Consider the following 22,122-nt stretch of genomic DNA (forward strand, 5'->3'; position numbering starts at 1 on the left):
TCTGGTCGTCGCTCATCGTTCCCCTTCCAGCACGTGCTTGATGAGAGCGTCGGTGTCCATCGCATCGACGGCGGCGTCGTCGTCGGGTCCTGGCCCGGCCGGGTCGGTCACGCCGGCCAGTCGCAGCAGCGTGTCCAGCACGCCGGCCTCGCGGAACCGGGCCATCGGCACGCCCGCGAGCACCCGCCGCAGTTCCTGTTCCTCGGGCACGGGTTCCGGTTCCGCCGGTGCGAGCAGCTCGCCCAGCCGGGCGGCGAGCGTGCCCGGGGTCGGATAGTCGAACACAATCGTGGCCGGCAGTCTCAGCCCGGTCGCCTTCGCGAGGGTGTTTCGCAGCTCCACCGCGGTCAGCGAGTCCACGCCCAGGTCCTTGAACGCGGCCGTCAGCGTCACGTCGCGGCCCTCGGCGTACCCCAGCACCACCGCGGCGTTGTCGCTCACCACCGCCAGCAGCGCCTGTTCCCGCTCGGCGGGCGGCAGAGCGGCCAGGCCCCGCATCGGGTCGGCGGCGGTCCGTCGCGCGACCGGGCGATGCAGCGAGCGCATCAACGCCGGAACCTCGCCCGCCGGCGCCGGGTTCATCGGGGCGGCGACCACCACTGCTTCGCCGAGACGGGAGGCGTCGTCGTAGAGGCGCATCCCGTGCTCGGCGGTGATCATCTGCTGGCCGCTGCGGCGGATGCGGTCGTGGTCGGCGTCGGTCAGCTTGGCGGTCAGGCCGCTGGCCTCCTCCCACAGGCCCCAGGCCAGGGAGAGGGCGGGCAGCCCTTCGGCTTGGCGTTGTTCGGCGAGAGCGTCGAGGAACGCGTTGGCGGCGGCGTAGTTGCCCTGGCCGGCGGCGCCGAGGACACCGGCGGCGGAGGAATACACCACGAACGCGGCGAGATCACTGTGCTTGGTGAGCTCGTGGAGATGCCAGGCGGCATCGGCTTTGGGTCTGAGGACGGTGTCGAGCCGCTCGGACGTCTGCGCTTCGATGACGCCGTCGTCGAGCACCCCAGCGGTATGGACGACACCGGTCAGCGGATGCTCGGCCGGCACACCTGCCAACGCAAGGGCCAGCCCTTCACGGTCCGACACATCGCACATGACCGCGTCGACGTGAGCGCCAAGCTCGACAAGATCGTCGATCAAACCCTCTTCGGGGGTACGCCGTGACAACAGCAGCAGACGCCGCACGCCCCGCTCAGCCACCAGATGGCGGGCGAGAATACCGGCCAGCACCCCCGAGCCGCCGGTGATCAATACCGTGCCGTCCGGGTCGAGCCGCTGCGGAATGGTCAAAACGTTCTTGCCGGTGTGGCGAGCCCGGCTCATCCAGCTGAACGCCTCCCGGGCTTGGCGGATGTCCCACGCCTTCACCGGCAACGGCTGCAACACGCCCTGATCGAACAGGGCGAGCAACTCGGTGATGATCTGCTGCAGCCGGTCGGGACCGGCATCGAGCAGGTCGAACGCACGGTAGATGACATCGAGGTCGCTGCGGATGTCGGTCTTGCCCATCTCGATGAATCGGCCGCCTGGTGCCAGCACGTCGAGGGAAGCGTCGACGAACTCGCCGCTGAGCGAATTCAGGACAACGTCAATGCCGCCGAATGTGTCGCGGAATGCGGTGGTGCGTGAGTCGGCGATGCGGTTGTCGTTTATTCCTGCCGTACGCAGGAGGTGGTGTTTGCCGGTGCTGGCGGTGGCGTAGATGTCGGCACCGAGGTGCCGGGCGATCTGCGTAGCCGCCATACCAACGCCACCCGCCGCGGCGTGAATCAGCACCGATTCACCTTGGCTGAGGCCGGCGAGGTCGACCAGGCCGTAATAGGCGGTGGCGAAGACGATGGGTACGGACGCCGCCGTGGTGAACGACCAGTGGTCGGGCATCGCGCCCAGCAGGCGGCGCTGGGTGACGGCGGTCGGGGCGAAACCGTCTTCGACGAGGCCGAAGACGCGGTCGCCGGGGGCGAGATCGTCCACCCCGGCACCGGTCTCGAGGACCACACCGGCGGCTTCGCTGCCGATCGCTCCCCCGCCCGGATACTTGCCCAGGGTGATGAGGACGTCGCGGAAGTTGAGGCCGGCGGCGCGGACGGCGATGCGGACTTCGCCGGTTCGGAGGGGTCGCTGCGGGACCTCGGTGACGGTGAGGTCTTGCAGCGTGCCGCTTCGGGGTGGTCGCAGCTGCCAGGTCTCGGCATCAGGGATGGTCAGTGGGCCGGGCTGCGCGCGGGTGAGGCGCGGCGCCTCCCACCGGCCGTCGGTGACCCGCAGTCGCGGCTCGTCCAGGCCCGCGACCACGTTCAGCTGCGCCGGGTCCAGGGGGTCGTCGCTTTCCACCAGGATGAAGCGGCCGGGGTGTTCTGATTGGGCGGAGCGGACCAGGCCTGACACCGCGGCGGAGGCGGGTCCGGTCCCGGTGTGCACGATCAGGGTGTTGGCGGTGGTGAGCTCGGCCTGGATGGCTTGCAGGGTTCGGGTGGTCAGGGCGCGAGTTTCGGTCAGCGGGTCGATGTTGTCGGGATGGGCCGTGAGGACCGCTACGTCGGCAGCGGGCGAGTCGTCCGGGACGGGGACTTCGGTCCACGTGACGACATACAGGTCATCGGTGTCGGTGGTGACCGGTCGGGTGATCAGTGAGTCGACGGTGGCGACGAGCCGTCCCGTGTCGTCAGCGGCCTGAATGCGCCAGCCGTCCTCCACCGGTTGCACGGCGACGCGCAGTGTGGTCGAGCCCGCGTGGTAGACGTGGATCCCGTTCCAGGAGAACGGGAGCCGGACCTCCGGTGGGGTGTCGCCGGTGTGCAGCAGGCAGGCGTGCAGGGCGGCGTCGAGCAGGGCGGGATGAATCGCGAACTGTGTCGCGTCCCGCACCTGCTCGTCGGCGAGACCCACCTCGGCGTAGACGGTGTCCCCGTCCCGCCAGGCCGCCTGCAAACCCTGGAACGCGGGCCCGTACTCGTAGCCGGCGGCCGCGAGCCGGTCGTAGAGGCCCGCCACGTCCACACTTCCGGCCGGTGGCCACACGGTGAAGTCCGGCGCGGTGACTGTGCGCTCGGAGGTACTGATCGTGGCCGTCAGATGCCGGGTCCAGGCGTCGGAGGCCCGGGAGAAGACGGTGACCGTGTCCCCGCTGACCGATACCGACAACTGAACGCTCTCGTCTTCCAGGAGCACCAGCGGGCTTTCGATCACCAGCTCATCCACGACATCACAGCCGACCTCGGCGGCGGCCCGGAGGACCAGTTCGACAAATCCGGTGCCAGGCAACAACACACTGCCTCGCACCGCATGATCAGCCAGCCACGCATGCGTGGCCAGTGACACCCGCCCCGTCAGCACCACACCGTCACCGTCCGAGCCCGGCAACGCGGTCGCCGCCCCCAGCAACGGATGCCGCACCGCCGTCAGACCCACCCCCGACACATCGCCCGGCCGGCCCGCGGCGGCCGCCCAGTACCGCTCCCGCTGGAACGCATACGTCGGCAGGTCCTGTACCAGCTGCCCGTCGTGGGGCCAATCGACGTCCACCCCACGCACATGCAGCTCCGCCAACGCGGTCAACGCGGCCCGTGGCTCGTCGTCACGGTCCAGCATCGCGATGCCGTCGATCAGCCGGGCAAGGCTGCGATCGGGCCCGAGCTCAACAAACACCGCACCGTCATGAGCGGCCACCTGCTCACCGAACCGCACCGTCTCGCGGACCTGCCGCACCCAATACTCGGGCCCGTCCCCGACGGCCATCGGGATCCGGGGCGACTGGTAGGTCAGCTGTTCGGCGATCGCCTGGAACTCGTCGAGCATCGGTTCCATCCGCGCCGAGTGGAATGCGTGACTGGTGGCCAGGCGCTTCGATCGGCCGCCCAACGCGGCCGCCGCCCGCAACACCGCCTCTTCATCACCGGAGAGCACCACCGAAGACGGGCCGTTGACCGCAGCGATCTCCACCCCATCGGTCAGCACCGCACGGGCCTGCTGCGCGGACACCGGGACAGCGACCATCACCCCACCCGGCGGCAAAGCCTGCATCAACCGGGCGCGGGCCGACACCAACGTGCAGGCATCCTCCAACGACCAGATACCCGAGACGTAACCAGCCGCCAGCTCACCGATACTGTGCCCGATCAACGCATCCGGCCGTACCCCCCAAGACTCAAGAAGACCGAACAACGCAACCTGCAACGCAAACAACGCCGGCTGCGCAAAACCCGTCTCATCCACATCCAGATCAGGAACGTCGAGCAACTCCCACACCTGCCGACGGATCTTCGCGAAGACCGGGAACGCAGCCGCCAACTCATCACCCATACCGGCACGCTGCGAACCCTGGCCGGAAAACACGAACACCACCCGCGGGTCCGGCTCGGCCACACCCCTGACCACGTCGCCGTCCAGTAGAACCGCGCGGTGCTCGAACAATGACCTTGTCGTCAGGGTTGATGCGACCGCCCCGAGACTCGTCTCCGGCCTGGCCGCCAGATAGGCGCGCAGCCGGTCCTCGAGCTGCGACAGCGCGGATGGGGACTTGGCCGAGATCACCAGCGGCACCAGCGGTGAAGAATCCTCGGGGTGCGCCGGCTCTTCGGGTACGCCTTCGAGGATGACGTGGGCGTTGGTGCCGCTGATCCCGAACGAGGAGACAGCGGCCCGGCGGGGACGGCCGGTCTCCGGCCATGACTGGTTCTCGGTCACCAGGTGCACGGCGCCCGCGGTCCAGTCGACGTGCCGTGATGGCTGGTCCGCGTGCAGGGTGCGCGGCACCACGCCGTGCCGCAGGGCCATGACCATCTTGATGACACCGGAGACACCGGCGGCGGCCTGGGTGTGGCCGACGTTCGACTTGATCGAGCCCAGCAGCAGCGGTTGCTCCCGATCCTGGCCGTAGGCGGCGATCACGGCCTGGGCCTCGATCGGGTCGCCCAGAGTCGTGCCCGTGCCGTGGGCCTCGACCACATCGACGTCGTGCGGCGCCAGGCCGGCGTTACTGAGCGCGGCTTGGATCACCCGCTGCTGGGAGGGGCCGTTGGGCGCGGTCAGGCCGTTGGAGGCTCCGTCCTGGTTGACCGCCGAGCTGCGTACGACCGCCAGCACCCGGTGGCCCTTGGCCCGGGCGTCGGAGAGTCGCTCGACCACCAGGACGCCGACGCCCTCGGACCAGCCCGTACCGTCCGCGGTGTCGCCGAAGGCCTTGCACCGGCCGTCGGACGCCAGGCCGCCCTGGCGGGAGAACTCCACGAACGTCCGGGGTGTGGCCATCACCGTGACGCCGCCGACCAGGGCCATCGAGCATTCGCCCTGCCGCAGCGAGTAGCCGGCCTGGTGCAGCGCGACCAGGGACGACGAGCATGCGGTGTCGACCGTCATCGCGGGGCCTTCGAGGCCGAAGAAGTAGGAGATCCGGCCCGAGAGCACGCTCACCGCACCGGCGGTCGCCGGGGAATCGTCGCGGTCGGCGTCGTAGCCGGCGGAGAAGGCGCCCATGAACACGCCGGTGTCGGTTCCGCGGGCGTCGGCCGGGTCGATGCCGGCTCGTTCGAAGGCTTCCCATGATGCTTCGAGGATCAGCCGTTGCTGCGGGTCCATGGCGAGGGCTTCGCGGGGGCTGATGCCGAAGAACGCGGCGTCGAAGTCGGCTGCGGTGTGCAGAAAGCCGCCGTGCTGGGAGTGTGAGGTGCCGGTGACGTCCGGCCAGCCCCGGTCGGTGGGGAAGGGTGCGATGGCGTCGGTGCCCGATTCGACCAGCCGCCACAGGTCGTCGGGGGATTCGACACCGCCGGGCAGCCGGCAGGCCATGCCCACGATGGCCAGCGGTTCGTCCTGGGCCACGGCCGCCGTTGATCGGCGGGCCGGGGCGGGTGCGCTGCCGGTGAGCAGCTCACCCAGCCGGACGGCGAGCGTGGCGGGGGTCGGGTAATCGAACACCAGCGTGGCCGGCAGCCGCAGGCCGACGGCCTCGGCCAGGCCATTGCGCAGTTCCACCGCGGTCAGCGAGTCGACGCCGAGGTCTTTGAAGGCGGCAGTGACGGGTACGGCGTTGCCGTCGCCGTAGCCCAGCACCACGGCGGCAGTGTCACGGACCAACTTGAGCAGGGCTTGTTCCCGCTCGGCCGGTGTCAGCCCGGCGTCGACAGCCGGTGCGCGCCGGGCGGCGGAGCGGCGGGGCGGGCGCAGCAACGCGGGAACCTCATTCGGCGCGGCCAGCAGGAGCGGCTCGTGGCGACTGGAAGCCATGTCGAACAGCCGCATGCCTTCCTCAGCGGTGATGGCCCGCAACCCGCTGCGGCGCATCCGATCCCGGGCCGCGTCGGTCAGCTGGGCGGTCATACCGCTGCTGTCCTCCCACATGCCCCAGGCCAGGGACAGTCCGGGCCGGCCGTCGGCGCGGCGCTGCTCGGCCAGGGCATCCACGAAGGCGTTGGCCGCCGCGTAGTTGCCCTGCCCCGGAGCCCCGAGCACACCGGCGGCGGACGAGTAGACGATGAATGCCGCGAGGTCCGCGTCGCGGGTAAGTTCGTGCAGATGCCAGGCGCCATCAGCCTTGGGCCGCAGCACTGCGTCCAACCGTTGCGGTGTCTGCGACTCGATGACCCCGTCGTCCACCACGCCCGCGGTGTGGATCACCGCGGTCAGCGGGTGTTCCGGTGACACCTGACCGAGCGCCTGCGCCAGGGCGTCCCGGTCTGAGACATCGCACGAGACGGCGTCGACGTGGGCGCCCAGCGCGGTCAGCTCCTCGATACCGGCCGGGGTGGTGCGGGACAGCAGCAGGAGCCGGCGCACACCACGCTCGGCCACCAGATGGCGGGCGAGGATGCCGGCGAGTCCGCCGGAGGCGCCGGTGATCAGCACCGTGCCCTCGGGATCCCAGGCGGCCTGAGGTCCGGCGGTGACCCGGAGAAGTCGTGGCGCTTCCCACCGGCCGTTGACGTACCGCAGTCGTGGTTCATCCAGGCCGGCCGCCGAGGCCAGCTGCTCCGGCTCTACCTGCTCGTCGCTTTCCACCAGGACGAACCGGCCCGGATGCTCCGACTGCGCCGAGCGGACCAGTCCCGACACCGCGGCCGAGGCCAGCCCGGTTCCGGTGCGCACGACCAAGGTTCCGTCGCCGGCCTGCCCGGCTTGGATCGCCGACAAGACCTGGGCGGTGAGAACACGAGCCTCAGCCAGCGGGTCCGCGCCGTCGGGGAGTGCGCTGATCACCACCACGTCGGGCGTCGGCGAGTCTTCAGGGACGGCGACCTCGGTCCACGAAAGGGTGAACAGGTCCGGGGTGTCGGTGGCGAGCGGACGGGTGATCAGGGAGCCGATGGTGGCCACGGGCCGGCCGTTCTCGTCGGCGACTCGAACGTTCCACCCGTCCTGCACCGGGGTCACCGCCACGCGCAACCTGGTCGCTCCGGTGACGGCGACCTGGATACCGTTCCAGGAGAACGGCAGCCGCACGGCCGGTGACTCGGTGTCGGAGGTGCCGAACAGGCAGGCGTGCAGGGCGGCGTCCAGCAGGGCGGGATGAATCGCGAACCGCATCGCTTCCTGCACCTGCTCATCGGCAAGCGCCACCTCGGCATAGATGGTGTCCCCGTCCCGCCAGGCCGCCTGCAAACCCTGGAACGCGGGCCCGTACTCGTAGCCGACGGCGGCCAGCCGGTCGTACAGATCGGACACGTCGACGCGCTCAGCCGGCGGCCACACCGCGAACTCCGGCAGCGTCACGGAATGCTCGGAGGAGCTGATGGTGGCCATGACATGCCGGGTCCAGGCGTCAGCGCCTTCCGTCCGAGAGAACACGGTCACCGCAGCGCCGTCGACGGAGACCGACAACTGGACACTCCCGGCCTCCGGGAGCACCAGCGGGCTTTCGATCACCAACTCGTCGACAACATCGCAGCCGACCTCGACGGCGGCCCGGAGCACCAGTTCCACAAACCCGGTGCCAGGGAGCAGGACACTGCCCCGCACCGCGTGATCTGCCAACCAGGCATGCGTGGCCAGCGACAACCGCCCGGTCAGCACCACACCATCGCCGTCCGAGCCGGGCAGCGGGACAGCCGCACCAAGCATGGGATGCCGCGCCGCCACGAGCCCCAACCCGGACATGTCACCCGGCCGGACGGCACCGGTCGTCCAGTACCGCTGACGCTGGAAGGCGTAGGTCGGCAGGTCCAGCACCCGCTGCCCGGACGTCAACGGCCAGTCGACGTTCACGCCGCGCACATGCAGCTCGGCCAAGGCGGTGAGCGCGGCCCGTGGTTCGTCGTCACGGTCGAGCGTCGCGATGCCGTCGATGAGCCGGGCGAGGCTGCGGTCGGGCCCGAGTTCGACAAAGATCGCGCCGTCATGGGCGGCGACCTGGTCACCGAATCGGACTGTCTCGCGGACCTGCCGTACCCAGTACTCGGGCCCGTCCCCGACGGTCATCGGGATCCGGGGGGTCTGGTAGGTGAGCTGTTCGGCGATCGCCTGGTACTCGTCGAGCATGGGTTCCATCCGGGCCGAGTGGAACGCGTGACTGGTGGCCAGGCGCTTCCACCGGCCACCCAGCGCGGCCGCCGCGTGCAACACCGCCTCTTCATCACCGGAGAGCACCACCGAGGACGGGCCGTTGACCGCGGCGATCTCCACCCCATCGGTCAGCACCGCCCGGGCCTGCTGCGCGGACACCGGGACAGCGACCATGGCCCCGCCGGGCGGCAAGGCCTGCATCAACCGGGCGCGGGCCGACACCAACGTGCAGGCATCCTCCAACGACCAGATCCCGGACACATAACCAGCCGCCAGCTCACCAACGCTGTGCCCGATCAACGCATCCGGCCGTACCCCCCAAGACTCGAAAAGGCCGAACAACGCGACCTGCAACGCAAACAACGACGGCTGCGCGAAACCCGTGTCATCCACATCCAGATCCGGGACGTCGAGCAGGTCCCACACCTGCTGGCGGATCTTCGCGAAGACCGGGAAGGCAGCCGCCAGCTCGTCACCCATACCGGCGCGTTGCGAACCTTGGCCGGAGAACACGAACACCACGCGAGGGTTTGGCTGTGCCGTTCCCCTGATGGTGTCGTCGCCGAGCAGAACCGCGCGGTGCTCGAACAACGACCTCGTCTCGGCCAGCGTCGACGCCACCGCCGAAAGATTGCTCTCAGCGGTCAGGTAGGCGCGCAGCCGGTCCTCGAGCTGCGACAGCGCGGCCGGCGTCTTGGCCGAGATGACCAGCGGCACCAGCGGCGAAGGATCCTCGGGGTGCGCCGGCTCTTCGGGTACGCCTTCGAGGATGACGTGGGCGTTGGTGCCGCTGATCCCGAACGATGACACACCACCGCGGCGTGGGCGATCGATCGCCGGCCACGGCTGGTTCTCCGTGGCCAGCCGCACCGCGCCGGCCGTCCAGTCGACGTGCCGTGACGGCTCGTCCACGTGCAGGGTGCGCGGCACGACGCCGTGCCGCAGGGCCATCACCATCTTGATGACACCGGCTACACCGGCGGCGGCCTGGGTGTGGCCGACGTTCGACTTGATCGAGCCCAGCAGCAGCGGTTGCTCCCGATCCTGGCCGTAGGCGGCGATCACGGCCTGGGCCTCGATCGGGTCGCCGAGCCGGGTACCGGTGCCGTGGGCCTCGACCACATCGACCTCGTGCGGCGCCAGACCGGCGTGAGCCAGAGCGGCTTGGATCACCCGCTGCTGGGAAGGGCCGTTGGGTGCGGTCAGGCCGTTGGAGGCCCCATCCTGATTGACCGCCGAACCCCTAACCACCGCAAGCACCCGATGACCGTGGCGCTGGGCGTCGGAGAGTCGCTCGACCAGGAGGATGCCGACGCCCTCTCCCCACCCCGTACCGTCGGCATCGTCCCCGAACGCCTTGCACCGGCCGTCGGACGCCAGACCGCCCTGACGGGAGAACTCAGCGAAGATGTCCGGTGTCCCCATCACCGTGACACCGCCCACCAGGGCCAGGGAGCACTCCCCCTGCCGCAACGCGTGGCCGGCCTGGTGCAGGGCGACCAGGGACGACGAGCACGCGGTGTCCACGGTGACCGCAGGACCTTCCAGGCCGAAGAGGTACGAGACCCGGCCGGAGAGCACGCTGCCGGCTCCCGCGGTGGTTCCGAAGCCGGCCTGGTCGGCGCCGATGCCGTACCCGCCGGGATATGCACCCATGAACACCCCGGTGTCACTGCCGCGCACGGTTCCCGGCTCGATGCCGGCCCGTTCGAACGCTTCCCAGGACGCCTCCAGCACCAGCCGCTGCTGCGGATCCATGGCGAGGGCCTCACGCGGGCTGATCCCGAAGAACGTGGCGTCGAAATCGGCGGCGGCATCGAGGAAACCGCCTTGCGGGGAGTACGGCGCTCCGGCCACGTCCGCCCAGCCACGGTCGGTCGGGAAATCCGAGATCGCGTCCGTGCCCGACTCGACCAGCCGCCACAGATCCTCCGGAGAAGACACTCCCCCGGGCAGCCGGCATGCCATCCCGACGATGGCTAGCGGTTCATCCTGACTCACCACCGGCACGGACTTGCGCACCGTGGCAGAACCAGTTCCGGTGAGCAATTCGGCCAGGCGTGCGGCCACCATGTCCGGGGTCGGATAGTCGAATACCAACGTCGCCGGCAATCGCAGCCCGGTGGCTTTCGCGAGGCTGTTACGCAGTTCGACAGCGGTCAATGAATCTATGCCGAGATCCTTGAAGGGCTTGTCGGCCGCGATGGCGCCCGCCGTGTGGTGGCCGAGAACGGTGGCGGCGTTCGCAAGGACGATGTCGAGCAGGAAACTGTGCTTGTCGGCAGTGGCAAGGCCGTCGAGTCGCGCCTGGAGTGCGGACGCCCCTCCCCTCGCTGCCGCGATTCTGGTCTGTGGACGCTTCGCCGTGGCGAGTCCGCGCAGCAGGGCGGGGACTTCGGTGCCGAGGCCGGGCCTGGTCGGGGCGGCGATCAGGAGTGGGTGGCCGTGGTGTGTGGCGGTGTCGTAGAGGCGCATCCCGTGTTCGGCGGTGATCATCTGCTGGCCGCTGCGGCGGATGCGGTCGTGGTCGGCGTCGGTCAGCTTGGCGGTCAGGCCGCTGGCCTCCTCCCACAAACCCCAGGCCAGGGAGAGGGCAGGCAGCCCTTCGGCATGGCGTTGTTCGGCGAGAGCGTCGAGGAACGCGTTGGCGGCGGCGTAGTTGCCCTGGCCGGCAGCACCGAGGACGCCGGCGGCGGAGGAATACACCACGAACGCGGCGAGATCACTGTTCTTAGTCAGCTCGTGGAGGTGCCAGGCGGCGTCGGCTTTGGGTTTGAGGACGGTGTCGAGGCGTTCGGGTGTTTGGGCTTCGATGACGCCGTCGTCGAGTGCTCCGGCGGTGTGGATGACCGCGGTCAGGGGATGCTCTGGTGACACCGCTGCCAGCGCCTGCTCCAGCCCCGCGCGGTCGGACACGTCGCAGAGTGCGGTGCCGACCTGAGCGCCCAGGTCGATGAGCTCGTTGATCAGTGATTCGTCCAGGGTGCTGCGGGAGAGCAGCAGCACACGCCGTACACCCTGCTCGGCCACCAGATAGCGGGCGAGGATGCCGGCCAGCACTCCCGAACCGCCGGTGATCAATACCGTCCCGTCGGGGTCGAGTTGCTGCGGGATGGTCAGGACGTTCTTGCCGGTGTGGCGGGCCCGGCTCATCCAGCTGAACGCTTCCCGGGCCTGGCGGATGTCCCATGCCTTGACCGGCAACGGCTGGAGCACACCGCGTTCGAACAGCACCAGTACCTCGGCCATGATCTCCCGCAGCCGGTCGGGTCCGGCGTCCATGAGGTCGAAGGCGCGGTAGAACACCTCCAGGCCGGTGCGGATGTCGGTCTTGCCCATCTCGATGAACCGGCCCCCGGGCGCCAGCACGTCGAGGGAAGCGTCCACGAACTCGCCGCTGAGCGAGTTCAGAACAACATCGATACCGCTGAAGGTGCCGCGGAATGCGGTGGTGCGCGAGTCGGCAATCCGCGCCTCGTCTATTCCTGCCGCGCGCAGAAGGTGGTGCTTACCGACGCTCGCAGTCGCGTAAATATCGGCACCCAGATGCCGGGCGATCTGCAAGGCCGCCATACCCACACCACCGGTGGCCGCGTGGATCAGCACCGATTCACCCGGGCTCAGACCAGCAAGATCCACCAGTCCGTAGTAGGCGGTAGCGAACACCACCGGCACCGACGCCGCCGCCGCGAACGACCAACCCTCCGGCACTACAGCCAAAGTCCGATGATCAGCAACCGCGACCGGCCCGAAACCGCCCTCCACCAACCCGAACACCCGATCACCCGGAACCAACCCAGGCACACCAGACCCGACCTCCACAACAACACCGGCAGCCTCACCACCAGCCAACCGGGTGTCATCCACCATACCCAGCGCCACGACAACGTCGCGGAAGTTCAACCCCGCGGCGCGGACGGCGATCCGCACCTCACCGGTTTGCAGGGGGCGCTGAGGGACCGCGGTGAGGGTGAGGTCTTGCAGGGTGCCGCTTCGGGATTGCTGCAGCTGCCAGGTCTCGGTGTCGGGGATGGTCAGCGGGCCGGGGTGTGCGCGGGTGAGGCGTGGTGCTTCCCATCGGCCGTCGGTGACCCGCAGTCGGGGTTCGTCGAGCCCGGTGGCTGTGTTCAGGTGTGCCGGGTCGAGGGGGTCGTCGCTTTCCACCAGGACGAACCGGCCCGGATGTTCGGACTGCGCGGACCGGATCAGACCCGAGACCGCCGCGGAGGCCAATCCGGTCCCGGTGTGTACGACCACAGTGCTGTCCGAGGCGAGCCCGTCTTTGATCGCCTGCAGGGTTCGGGTGGTCAGGGCACGTGCCTCGGTCAGCGGGTCGTCACCGTCGGGGTGTGCGGTGAACACCACCACGTCGGATGCGGGCACGCCCTCCGGGGCCGAGACTTCGGTCCAGGTCAGGGTGAACAGGTCGTCGGGTTCGGTGGTGACCGGCCGGGTGATCAGGGAGCCGATGGTCGCGACGGTCCGGCCGGTGTCGTCAGCGGCCCGGACACTCCATCCGTCCGCCTCACGCGTCACCGCGACGCGCAGTACTGCCGGGCCGGTGGCGTGAATCCGCACCTGGTTCCAGGAAAACGGCAGCCGTACGTCCTGCTGGGTCTCCGGGGCGTGGAGCATGCAAGCGTGCAGGGCGGCATCGAGCAGCGCGGGGTGCACCATGAACCGCACCGCGTCCTGCGCCTGCTCCTCGGCAAGGACCGCGTCGGCGTAGACGGTGTCCCCGTCCCGCCACGCCGCCTGCAAGCCCTGGAACGCCGGGCCGTACTCGTAACCGGCCTCCGCCATCCGCTCGTAGAGGCCGGCGACGTCGACCGGCTGGACCTCGGCCGGCGGCCACACCGTCAGGTCCGCCGGACCAGTATCAGACGAGGAGGCGCTGATCGTGGCGGTCGCGTGCCGGGTCCAGTCGCTGCTGCCGTCCGTCTTCGAGTGGACGGTGACTGTGTCGCCGCTGACCGACACGGAGAGCTGCACGCTTCCGGTGGGCGGCAGCACGAGTGGTGTCTCGGTCACGAGCTCGTCGATCACGTCGCAGCCGACCTCGGCGGCGGCACGAGTCACGAGTTCCACAAATCCGGTGCCGGGCAGGAGGACGTCGCCGCGGATCTGGTGGTCGGCCAGCCAGGGGTGGGTGGCCAGAGACACCCGCCCGGTGAGCACGACGCCGTCGGTGCCCGGGAGCTCGACGACCGCGTTGAGCAGGGGATGTCGCACCCCGCCGTCGGAGACGGTCGCCGCGGTGGCCCAGTAGCGGTGGTGTTGGAAGGCATAGGTCGGAAGGTCGAGGGTCCGCCGGCCGGTGTCGCCGATGACGTGCGGCCAGTCGACGTTCACACCCAGGACGTGAGCCTCGGCCAGCGCGGTGTGCATCCGGGTGATGGTCCCGTCATCACGGCGCAAGGTGGCGACCGTGACCGCGTCGTCCATCGCCGGCAGCAGCACCGGGCTGGCGCTGACCTCGACGAACACGGTCTCACCGAGCGCCTGCAAGGTTTCCACCGCACGGTGGAAGCCGACCGGCTGACGCAGGTTGCGGTACCAGTAGTCCCGATCGAGCGGCCCGTCGACCCACACTCCGTCGACGGTCGAGAACCACGGCACAGTCGGGGCCTGCGAGCCGATGCCAGCGGTGATGTCGAGCAGTTCGGTCTGGATCTGTTCGACGTGTGGGGTGTGCGAGGCGTAGTCCACCGCGATCCGCCGGACCCGCTCCCCCACCATCTGATCCACCGCGTCCGGATCACCGGCGATCACCGTCGAAGCAGGGCCGTTGTACGCGGCAATCCACACCCCATCAACAAGAGAGATCGCGTCAGCGGGCAACGTCACCGAAGCCATCGCCCCCTGACCCGCCAACCGCTCCCCAATCACACGACTGCGCAACGCCACAACCCGGGCCGCATCCCGCAGCGAGATCGCACCAGCCACACACGCGGCGGCGATCTCCCCCTGGGAATGGCCGACGACCGCGTTCGGGTGGACACCGGCGGCCTGCCACACCGCAGCCAGCGACACCATCACCGCCCAGCAGGCTGGTTGCACCACATCAACCCGATCGACGACGGCCGGATCGTCCAGAACCGCGAACAAGTCCCAGTCGACGAACTCGCTCAACGCCGCCGCGCACTCGGCCATCCGTTCGGCGAACACCACCGACGACTCCCGCAACGCCAAGCCCATGCCAAGCCACTGCCAGCCCTGACCCGGGAACACAAACACCACCCGCGGATCGGTTATCGCCGTGCCGGTGATGGTGTTATCGCCCAGCAGCACGGCGCGGTGCTCGAACAACGACCGCGTCACCGCCAGGGTGGAGGCCACCGCCGGAACATCCACCCCAGGGGCGGCGGTCAGGTAGGCGCGCAGCCGGTTCTCGTAGTCGGCCAACGCCCCCGGCGTCTTGGCGGAGATGACCAGCGGCATCGGCTCGGTCGAGGGCGGTTGCGGGATGGTCGGAGAAGGCGCAGCTGAGCTCTCGAGGATGACATGAGCGTTCGTTCCACTGACCCCGAAGGCGGACACTGCTGCCCGGCGCGGGCGGCCGGTGTCCGGCCACGACTGGTTCTCCGTCACCAACCGCACCGCGCCGGCGGTCCAGTCCACATGACGCGAGGGCTCATCGACATGCAGCGTTCGCGGTACTACCCCGTGCTGCAGGGCCATGACCATTTTGATGACACCGGAGACACCGGCGGCGGCCTGGGTGTGACCGACGTTCGACTTCAGCGACCCGAGCAGCAGCGGCCGCTCACGGTCCTGGCCGTAGCTGGCGATCAGCGCCTGGGCCTCGATGGGGTCGCCCAGGGTGGTACCGGTGCCGTGGGCCTCGACCACGTCCACGTCGGCCGGGGTCAGGTGGGCGTTGTGCAGCGCGGCCTGGATGACGCGCTGCTGGGAAGGCCCGTTGGGCGCGGTCAGGCCGTTGGACGCGCCGTCCTGATTGACCGCCGAACTACGCACGACCGCCAAGACCCGGTGACCGTTGCGCTCAGCATCGCTGAGGCGCTCCACAAGGAGCACGCCGACGCCCTCGGACCAGCCCGTACCGTCCGCGGTGTCGCCGAAGGCCTTGCACCGGCCGTCAGCGGCCAGACCGCGCTGGCGGGAGAACTCGACGAAGATGTCGGGTGTGGCCATCACGGTGACGCCGCCGACCAGGGCCATCGAGCACTCGCCCTGACGCAGCGCATGCCCGGCCTGGTGCAGCGCGACCAACGACGACGAGCACGCGGTATCGACCGTGACCGCGGGGCCTTCGAGGCCGAAGAAGTACGACACCCGGCCGGACAGCACGCTGCCCGCCCCCGCGGTGGCGCCGAAGCCCGCCAGGTCGGCCCCGGCCCCGTACCCGCCGGAGTAGGCGCCCATGAACACCCCGGTGTCGCTGCCCCGAACGGTTCCCGGCTCGATGCCGGCCCGTTCGAAGGCTTCCCAGGCCGCCTCCAGCACCAGGCGCTGCTGCGGATCCATCGCCCGTGCCTCACGCGGGCTGATCCCGAAGAACGGAGCATCAAAATCGCCTGCGTCGTCAAGGAAACCCCCTTGCCGGGAGTACGAGTTGTCGGCCACATCCGGCCAGCCTCGGTCGGTGGGGAACCCGGAGATCGCATCCGTTCCCGACTCGACCAGCCGCCACAGGTCCTCCGGCGAGGAGACCCCACCGGGCAGCCGGCAGGCCATGCCGACGATGGCCAGCGGCTCGTCCTGGGCCACCGCCGTCGATGGCCGGCGCGCCGGGGCCGACACCGTGCCGGTGATCAGCTCGCCCAGCCGGACGGCCAAGGCGGCCGGCGTCGGATAGTCGAACACCAGCGTGGCCGGCAGCCGCAGGCCGGTCGCCTTGGCCAGACTGTTGCGCAACTCCACCGCGGTCAACGAGTCGACACCCAGGTCCTTGAATGCCGCCGCCGCTCCCACGGAACCGCCATCGGCATGACCGAGAACCGTGGCGGCGCTGTCCCGCACCACCTTGAGCAGGGCTTGTTCCCGCTCGGCGGGTGTCCGCCCGGCGTCGACGGACGGGGTGCGGCGGGCGGCCGGGCGGTGCCTGGATCGCAGCAACGCCGGAAGCTCGGCGCCGGCCACCGGATCCATGGGCGCGGCCACCAGAAGCGGCTCGTCGCGACCGGCCGCGAGATCGAACAGCCGCATGCCGTCCTCCGCGGTGATGGGCCGTATTCCGCTGCGACGGAGCCGGTCGCGGGTCGTGTCGGTGAGCTGGGCGGTCATACCGCTGGTCTGCTCCCACATGCCCCAGGCCAACGACAACCCGGGCAAGCCCTGTGCACGACGCTGCTCGGCCAGGGCATCCACGAAGGCGTTGGCCGCCGCATAGTTGCCCTGCCCGGGAGCCCCGAGCACACCGGCGGCGGACGAGTACATGATGAACGCGACAAGATTGTTGTCCCGGGTGAGCTCATGCAGGTGCCAGGCGCCATCAGCCTTCGGCCGCAAGACAGTGTCGAGGCGGTGCGGGGTCTGTGATTCGATGACCCCGTCGTCGACCACCCCGGCGGTGTGGATCACCGCGGTCAACGGGTGTTGCGGTGACACCTGCCCGAGCGCCTGGGCCAAGGCCGCCCGGTCCGACACATCGCACGAGACGGCGTCGACGTGGGCGCCCAGGCCGGTCAGCTGGTCGATGCCGGCCGGGGTGGTGCGGGACAGCAGCAGGAGACGGCGCACACCACGCTTGGTCACCAGGTGGTGGGCGAGGATGCCGGCGAGTCCGCCGGACGCGCCGGTGATCAGCACTGTGCCGTCGGGATCCCAGGCTGTCTGGGACGGCCCGGCGGTGACCCGGGTCAATCGGGGTGCTTCCCACCGGCCGTTGAGGTATCGCAGTCGTGGTTCGTCCAGGCCGACGGTCTTGGCCAGTTGCTGCGGGTCGAGCGAGCCGTCGCTTTCCACCAGGACGAACCGGCCGGGATGTTCTGATTGGGCGGAGCGGACCAGGCCGGATACCGTGGCCGCGGCCAGCCCGGTTCCGGTGTGCACGATCAGGGTGTGGTCGGCGGTCAACGCATCGTGGATCGCCTGCAGAGTCTCTGCCGTCAGAACGCGCGCACACGCCAACGGGTCATCATCGCCGTCGGCGTGTGCGCGGAAGACCACCACGTCGCTGTCTTCGAAGGAGGCGACGGGCGTGGGTATCGCGGTCCAGGTGAGGGTGAACAGGTCGTCAAGGGCGCCGGCCGGCCGATGTACGGGAATCGTGCGAAGGGTGACGCTGGAACTGGACAGGACGGTCTGGCCGGTGGCGTCGGTGGCGGTGATGGCCAGGGCGCCGTCGCTGCTCGGAGTGAGCCGGACCGTCAGCTCGGTGGCGTTGCTCGCGTGCAGGCTCAGGTTCCGCCAGACAGCCGCGGCGCCTTCGCCCGCGACGTCGAGGGCGGCGCTCAGGAGCGCCGGATGCAGCGCGAACCGGGCAGCCTCCTCGCTGTCGTCCAGCGCGACGTCGGCGAACAGGTCGTCACCGCTGCGCTGAGCGCGTTCTGCTGCTTCGGCCGGCTCTCCGGCGGGGATGGCGGTTGAGAGGCGCGCGGCGGCCACGCGAGTCCATGGCTCGCCGTCGGCGTAGCGGACGTGGATGGTGAGCCGGCCGTCGCTGATCCAGGTCTGCATCCGCAGGGCGCGGTCGTCGAGGAGGGCGGGCAGCAGCTCTACGGTGAGTTCCTCGACCTGGGTGTGTCCGGTCTCGTCGGCGGCGGCCAGGGCCATTTCGGCGAAGGCGGCCGGGGGCAGGGTGCTCTGGTCCCGCAGCCACGGTTCGTTGCGACGCGACACCGTCGAGGTGAACAGCACCCCATCCGACTCGGCCAGCCGCACCGCCGATCCCAGCAGCGGGTGACCATCGCCGACGCGATCGATCCAGTACCGCTGACGCTGGAAGGCGTAGGTAGGCAGATCCAGCACCCGCTGCCCGGACGTCAACGGCCAGTCGACATTCACGCCACGCACATGCAGCTCGGCCAAGGCGGTCAGTGCGGCCCGTGGTTCGTCGTCACGGTCGAGCGTCGCGATGCCGTCGATCAGCCGGGCAAGGCTGCCATCCGGCCCGAGCTCAACAAACACCGGACCGTCATGAGCGGCCACCTGCTCACCGAACCGCACCGTCTCACGAACCTGCCGCACCCAATACTCAGGACCCTCCCCCACCGCCATCGAAATCCGCGGCGCCCGGTAGGTGAGCTCCTCGGCGACGGCCCGGAACTCGTCCAGCATGGGCTCCATCCGGGCCGAGTGGAACGCGTGACTGGTGGCCAGGCGCTTCCACCGGCCACCCAGCGCGGCCGCCGCCCGCAACACCGCCGCCTCATCACCGGAGAGCACCACCGAAGACGGGCCGTTGACCGCGGCGATCTCCACCCCATCGGTCAGCACCGCCCGGGCCTGCTGCGCGGACACCGGGACAGCGACCATCACCCCACCCGGCGGCAAAGCCTGCATCAACCGGGCGCGGGCCGACACCAGCGTGCAGGCATCCTCCAACGACCAGATCCCGGACACATAACCAGCCGCCAGCTCACCAACGCTGTGCCCGATCAACGCATCCGGCCGTACCCCCCAAGACTCGAAAAGGCCGAACAACGCGACCTGCAACGCAAACAACGACGGCTGCGCAAAACCCGTCTCATCCACATCCAGATCCGGGACGTCGAGCAACTCCCACACCTGCCGACGGATCTTCGCGAAGACCGGAAACGCAGCCGCCAACTCATCACCCATACCGGCACGCTGCGAACCCTGGCCGGAGAACACGAACACCACCCGCGGGTCCGGCTCGGCCACACCCCTGACCACGTCGCCGTCCAGCAGGACCGCGCGGTGATCGAACAACGACCTCGTCTCGGCCAGCGTCGACGCCACCGCAGCCAGACTCGCCTCCGGCCTGGCCGCCAGATAGGCGCGCAACTGGCCCTGGTAGTCAGCCAAGGCCGGCAACGTCTTGGCCGAGAAGGCCAGCGGCACCAGCGACAAGGGCTCCTCTGGGCGCGCCGGCTCTTCGGCGACGCCCTCGAGGATGACGTGGGCATTGGTGCCGCTGATCCCGAACGACGACACACCGGCGCGGCGAGGCCGATCGGTACTCGGCCACGGCTGCTTCTCGGTCACTAGTCGCACGGCGCCCGCGGTCCAGTCAACGTGCCGTGACGGCTCGTCCACGTGCAGGGTGCGCGGCACCACACCATGCCGCAGGGCCATGACCATCTTGATGACACCGGAGACACCGGCGGCGGCCTGGGTGTGGCCCACGTTGGACTTGACTGAGCCGAGCAGCAGCGGCTCGTCGCGATTCTGGCCGTACGCGGCGATCACTGCCTGCGCCTCGATCGGGTCGCCCAGAGTCGTACCCGTGCCGTGGGCCTCGACCACATCGACCTCATGCGGCGCCAGACCGGCGTGAGCCAGAGCGGCCTGGATCACCCGCTGCTGCGACGGACCATTCGGGGCCGTCAAGCCGTTGGAGGCCCCATCCTGATTGACCGCCGAACCCCGAACCACCGCAAGCACCCGATGACCGTGACGGTGAGCGTCGGACAGGCGCTCCACCAGCAACACCCCGACGCCCTCGGAGAAGCCGGCTCCGTCCGCACTGTCCGCGAACGCCTTGCTGCGCCCGTCCGACGCCAGGCCACCCTGCCGGGAGAACTCGACGAAGGTGTCCGGAGTCGCCATCACCGTGACACCGCCGACCAGGGCCAAGGAGCACTCCCCCAGCCGCAACGCGTGACCGGCCTGATGCAGGGCGACCAGCGACGACGAGCACGCCGTGTCAACGGTGACCGCAGGACCCTCCAAGCCGAAGAAGTACGACACCCGGCCGGACAGCACGCTGCCGGCACCGGCCGTGGCACCAAAGCCCGCCAGATCGGCGCCGATGCCGTACCCGCCGGGATAAGCGCCCATGAACACCCCGGTGTCGCTGCCACGCACCGATCCCGGCTCGATGCCGGCCCGTTCGAACGCCTCCCAGGACGCCTCCAGCACCAACCGCTGCTGCGGATCCATCGCCAATGCCTCGCGGGGACTGATCCCGAAGAACGCCGCATCAAAATCGGCGGCGGCATCGAGGAAGCCGCCCCGCATCGAAGAATCAGCCCAGCCACGATCGGCCGGGAAGCCGGAGGTCGCGTCCGTGCCCGACTCGACCAACCGCCACAGATCCTCCGGAGAAGACACACCCCCGGGCAGCCGGCACGCCATCCCGACAATGGCCAACGGCTCGTGAAGGGCCGCCACCGACTCCGGTTTACGCGCCGGAGCGGAAACAGTTCCGCCGAGCAACTCCATCAGCCGCGCGGCCAACACCTGCGGGGTCGGATAGTCGAACACCAACGTCGCCGGCAATCGCAGCCCGGTGGCTTTGGCCAGGCCGTTGCGCAGTTCCACCGCGGTCAGGGAATCGATGCCCAGATCCTTGAAGGCGTCGGTGGCCGGTACGGCATCGCCGGCGGCGTAGCCCAACACCACCGCGGCGTTGTCCCGCACCAGTTTCAGCAGCGCCTGTTCCCGTTCGGCCGGCATCAATCCGGCGTCGACCGCGGCACGCCGGGCCACGGGGCGGTGCACCAGTCGCAGCAGGGCGGGGACGTCGGCATCGACCACCGGATTCATCGGTGCGGCGACCACGAACGGGCGCCCGTGCCGGGTTGCCGCGTCGTACAGGCGCATTCCTTGCTCGGCGGTGATGGTGCGTTGGCCGCCGCGCCGCAGCCGATCGTGGTCGATCTCGGTCAGCTGGGCGGTCATCGCGCTGGTCTCTTCCCACAGACCCCAAGCCAGGGCCAGGGCGGGCAGTCCCTCGGCGTGACGCTGCTCGGCCAGCGCGTCGAGAAACGCGTTGGCCGCCGCGTAATTGCCCTGACCCGCGGACCCCAGCACCCCCGCGGCCGAGGAGTACACGACGAACGCGGCGAGGTCACTGTTCCTGGTGAGTTCGTGCAGGTGCCAGGCGGCGTCGGCTTTCGGCCGCAGAACCGCGTCCAGCCGCTGTCCGTCCAGCGCCTCGATGACCCCGTCATCCACCACACCCGCGGTATGGATCACGGCCGTCAGCGGATGCCGCGCCGGCACCTCCGCCAGCGTTTGCTCGAGCTGTGCGCGGTCAGACACGTCGCAGAGTGCGGTGTCGACGTGAGCGCCCAGCCCGGCAAGGTCTTTGATCAAACTCTTTTCGGGGGTACGCCGTGACAACAGCAGCAGACGCTTTACGCCCCGCTCAGCGACCAGGTGGCGGGCGAGGATGCCGGCGAGGACTCCCGAGCCGCCGGTGATCAACACCGTCCCGTCCGGGTCGAGTCGCTGCGGGATGGTCAGGACGTTCTTGCCGGTGTGGCGGGCCCGGCTCATCCAACTGAACGCTTCCCGGGCCTGGCGGATGTCCCACGCCTTCACCGGCAACGGCTGCAACACACCGCGTTCGAACAACACCAGTACCTCGGCCAAGATCTCCCGCAGCCGGTCGGGACCGGCGTCCATGAGATCGAACGCACGATAGAACACATCCAGGCCACTACGGATGTCCGTCTTACCCATCTCGATGAACCGGCCCCCGGGCGCCAGCACGTCGAGGGAAGCGTCCACGAACTCGCCACTGAGCGAGTTCAGAAC

Annotated in this window: 1 protein-coding gene; it reads right to left on the reverse strand. The window is 69.6% G+C overall.

Features of this window, described 5'->3' with window-relative positions; genetic code table 11:
* Positions 1-12 precede the first annotated feature (12 nt).
* Entirely contained in the window at positions 13-22,119 is a 22,107-nt protein-coding gene (locus AB0O15_RS32970; protein ID WP_364326684.1) for an SDR family NAD(P)-dependent oxidoreductase, read from the reverse strand.
* Between the last annotated feature and the right edge of the window lie 3 nt (positions 22,120-22,122).

The sequence above is a fragment of the Actinoplanes sp. NPDC089786 genome, assembly GCF_040684855.1.
Lineage (GTDB): Bacteria > Actinomycetota > Actinomycetes > Mycobacteriales > Micromonosporaceae > Actinoplanes.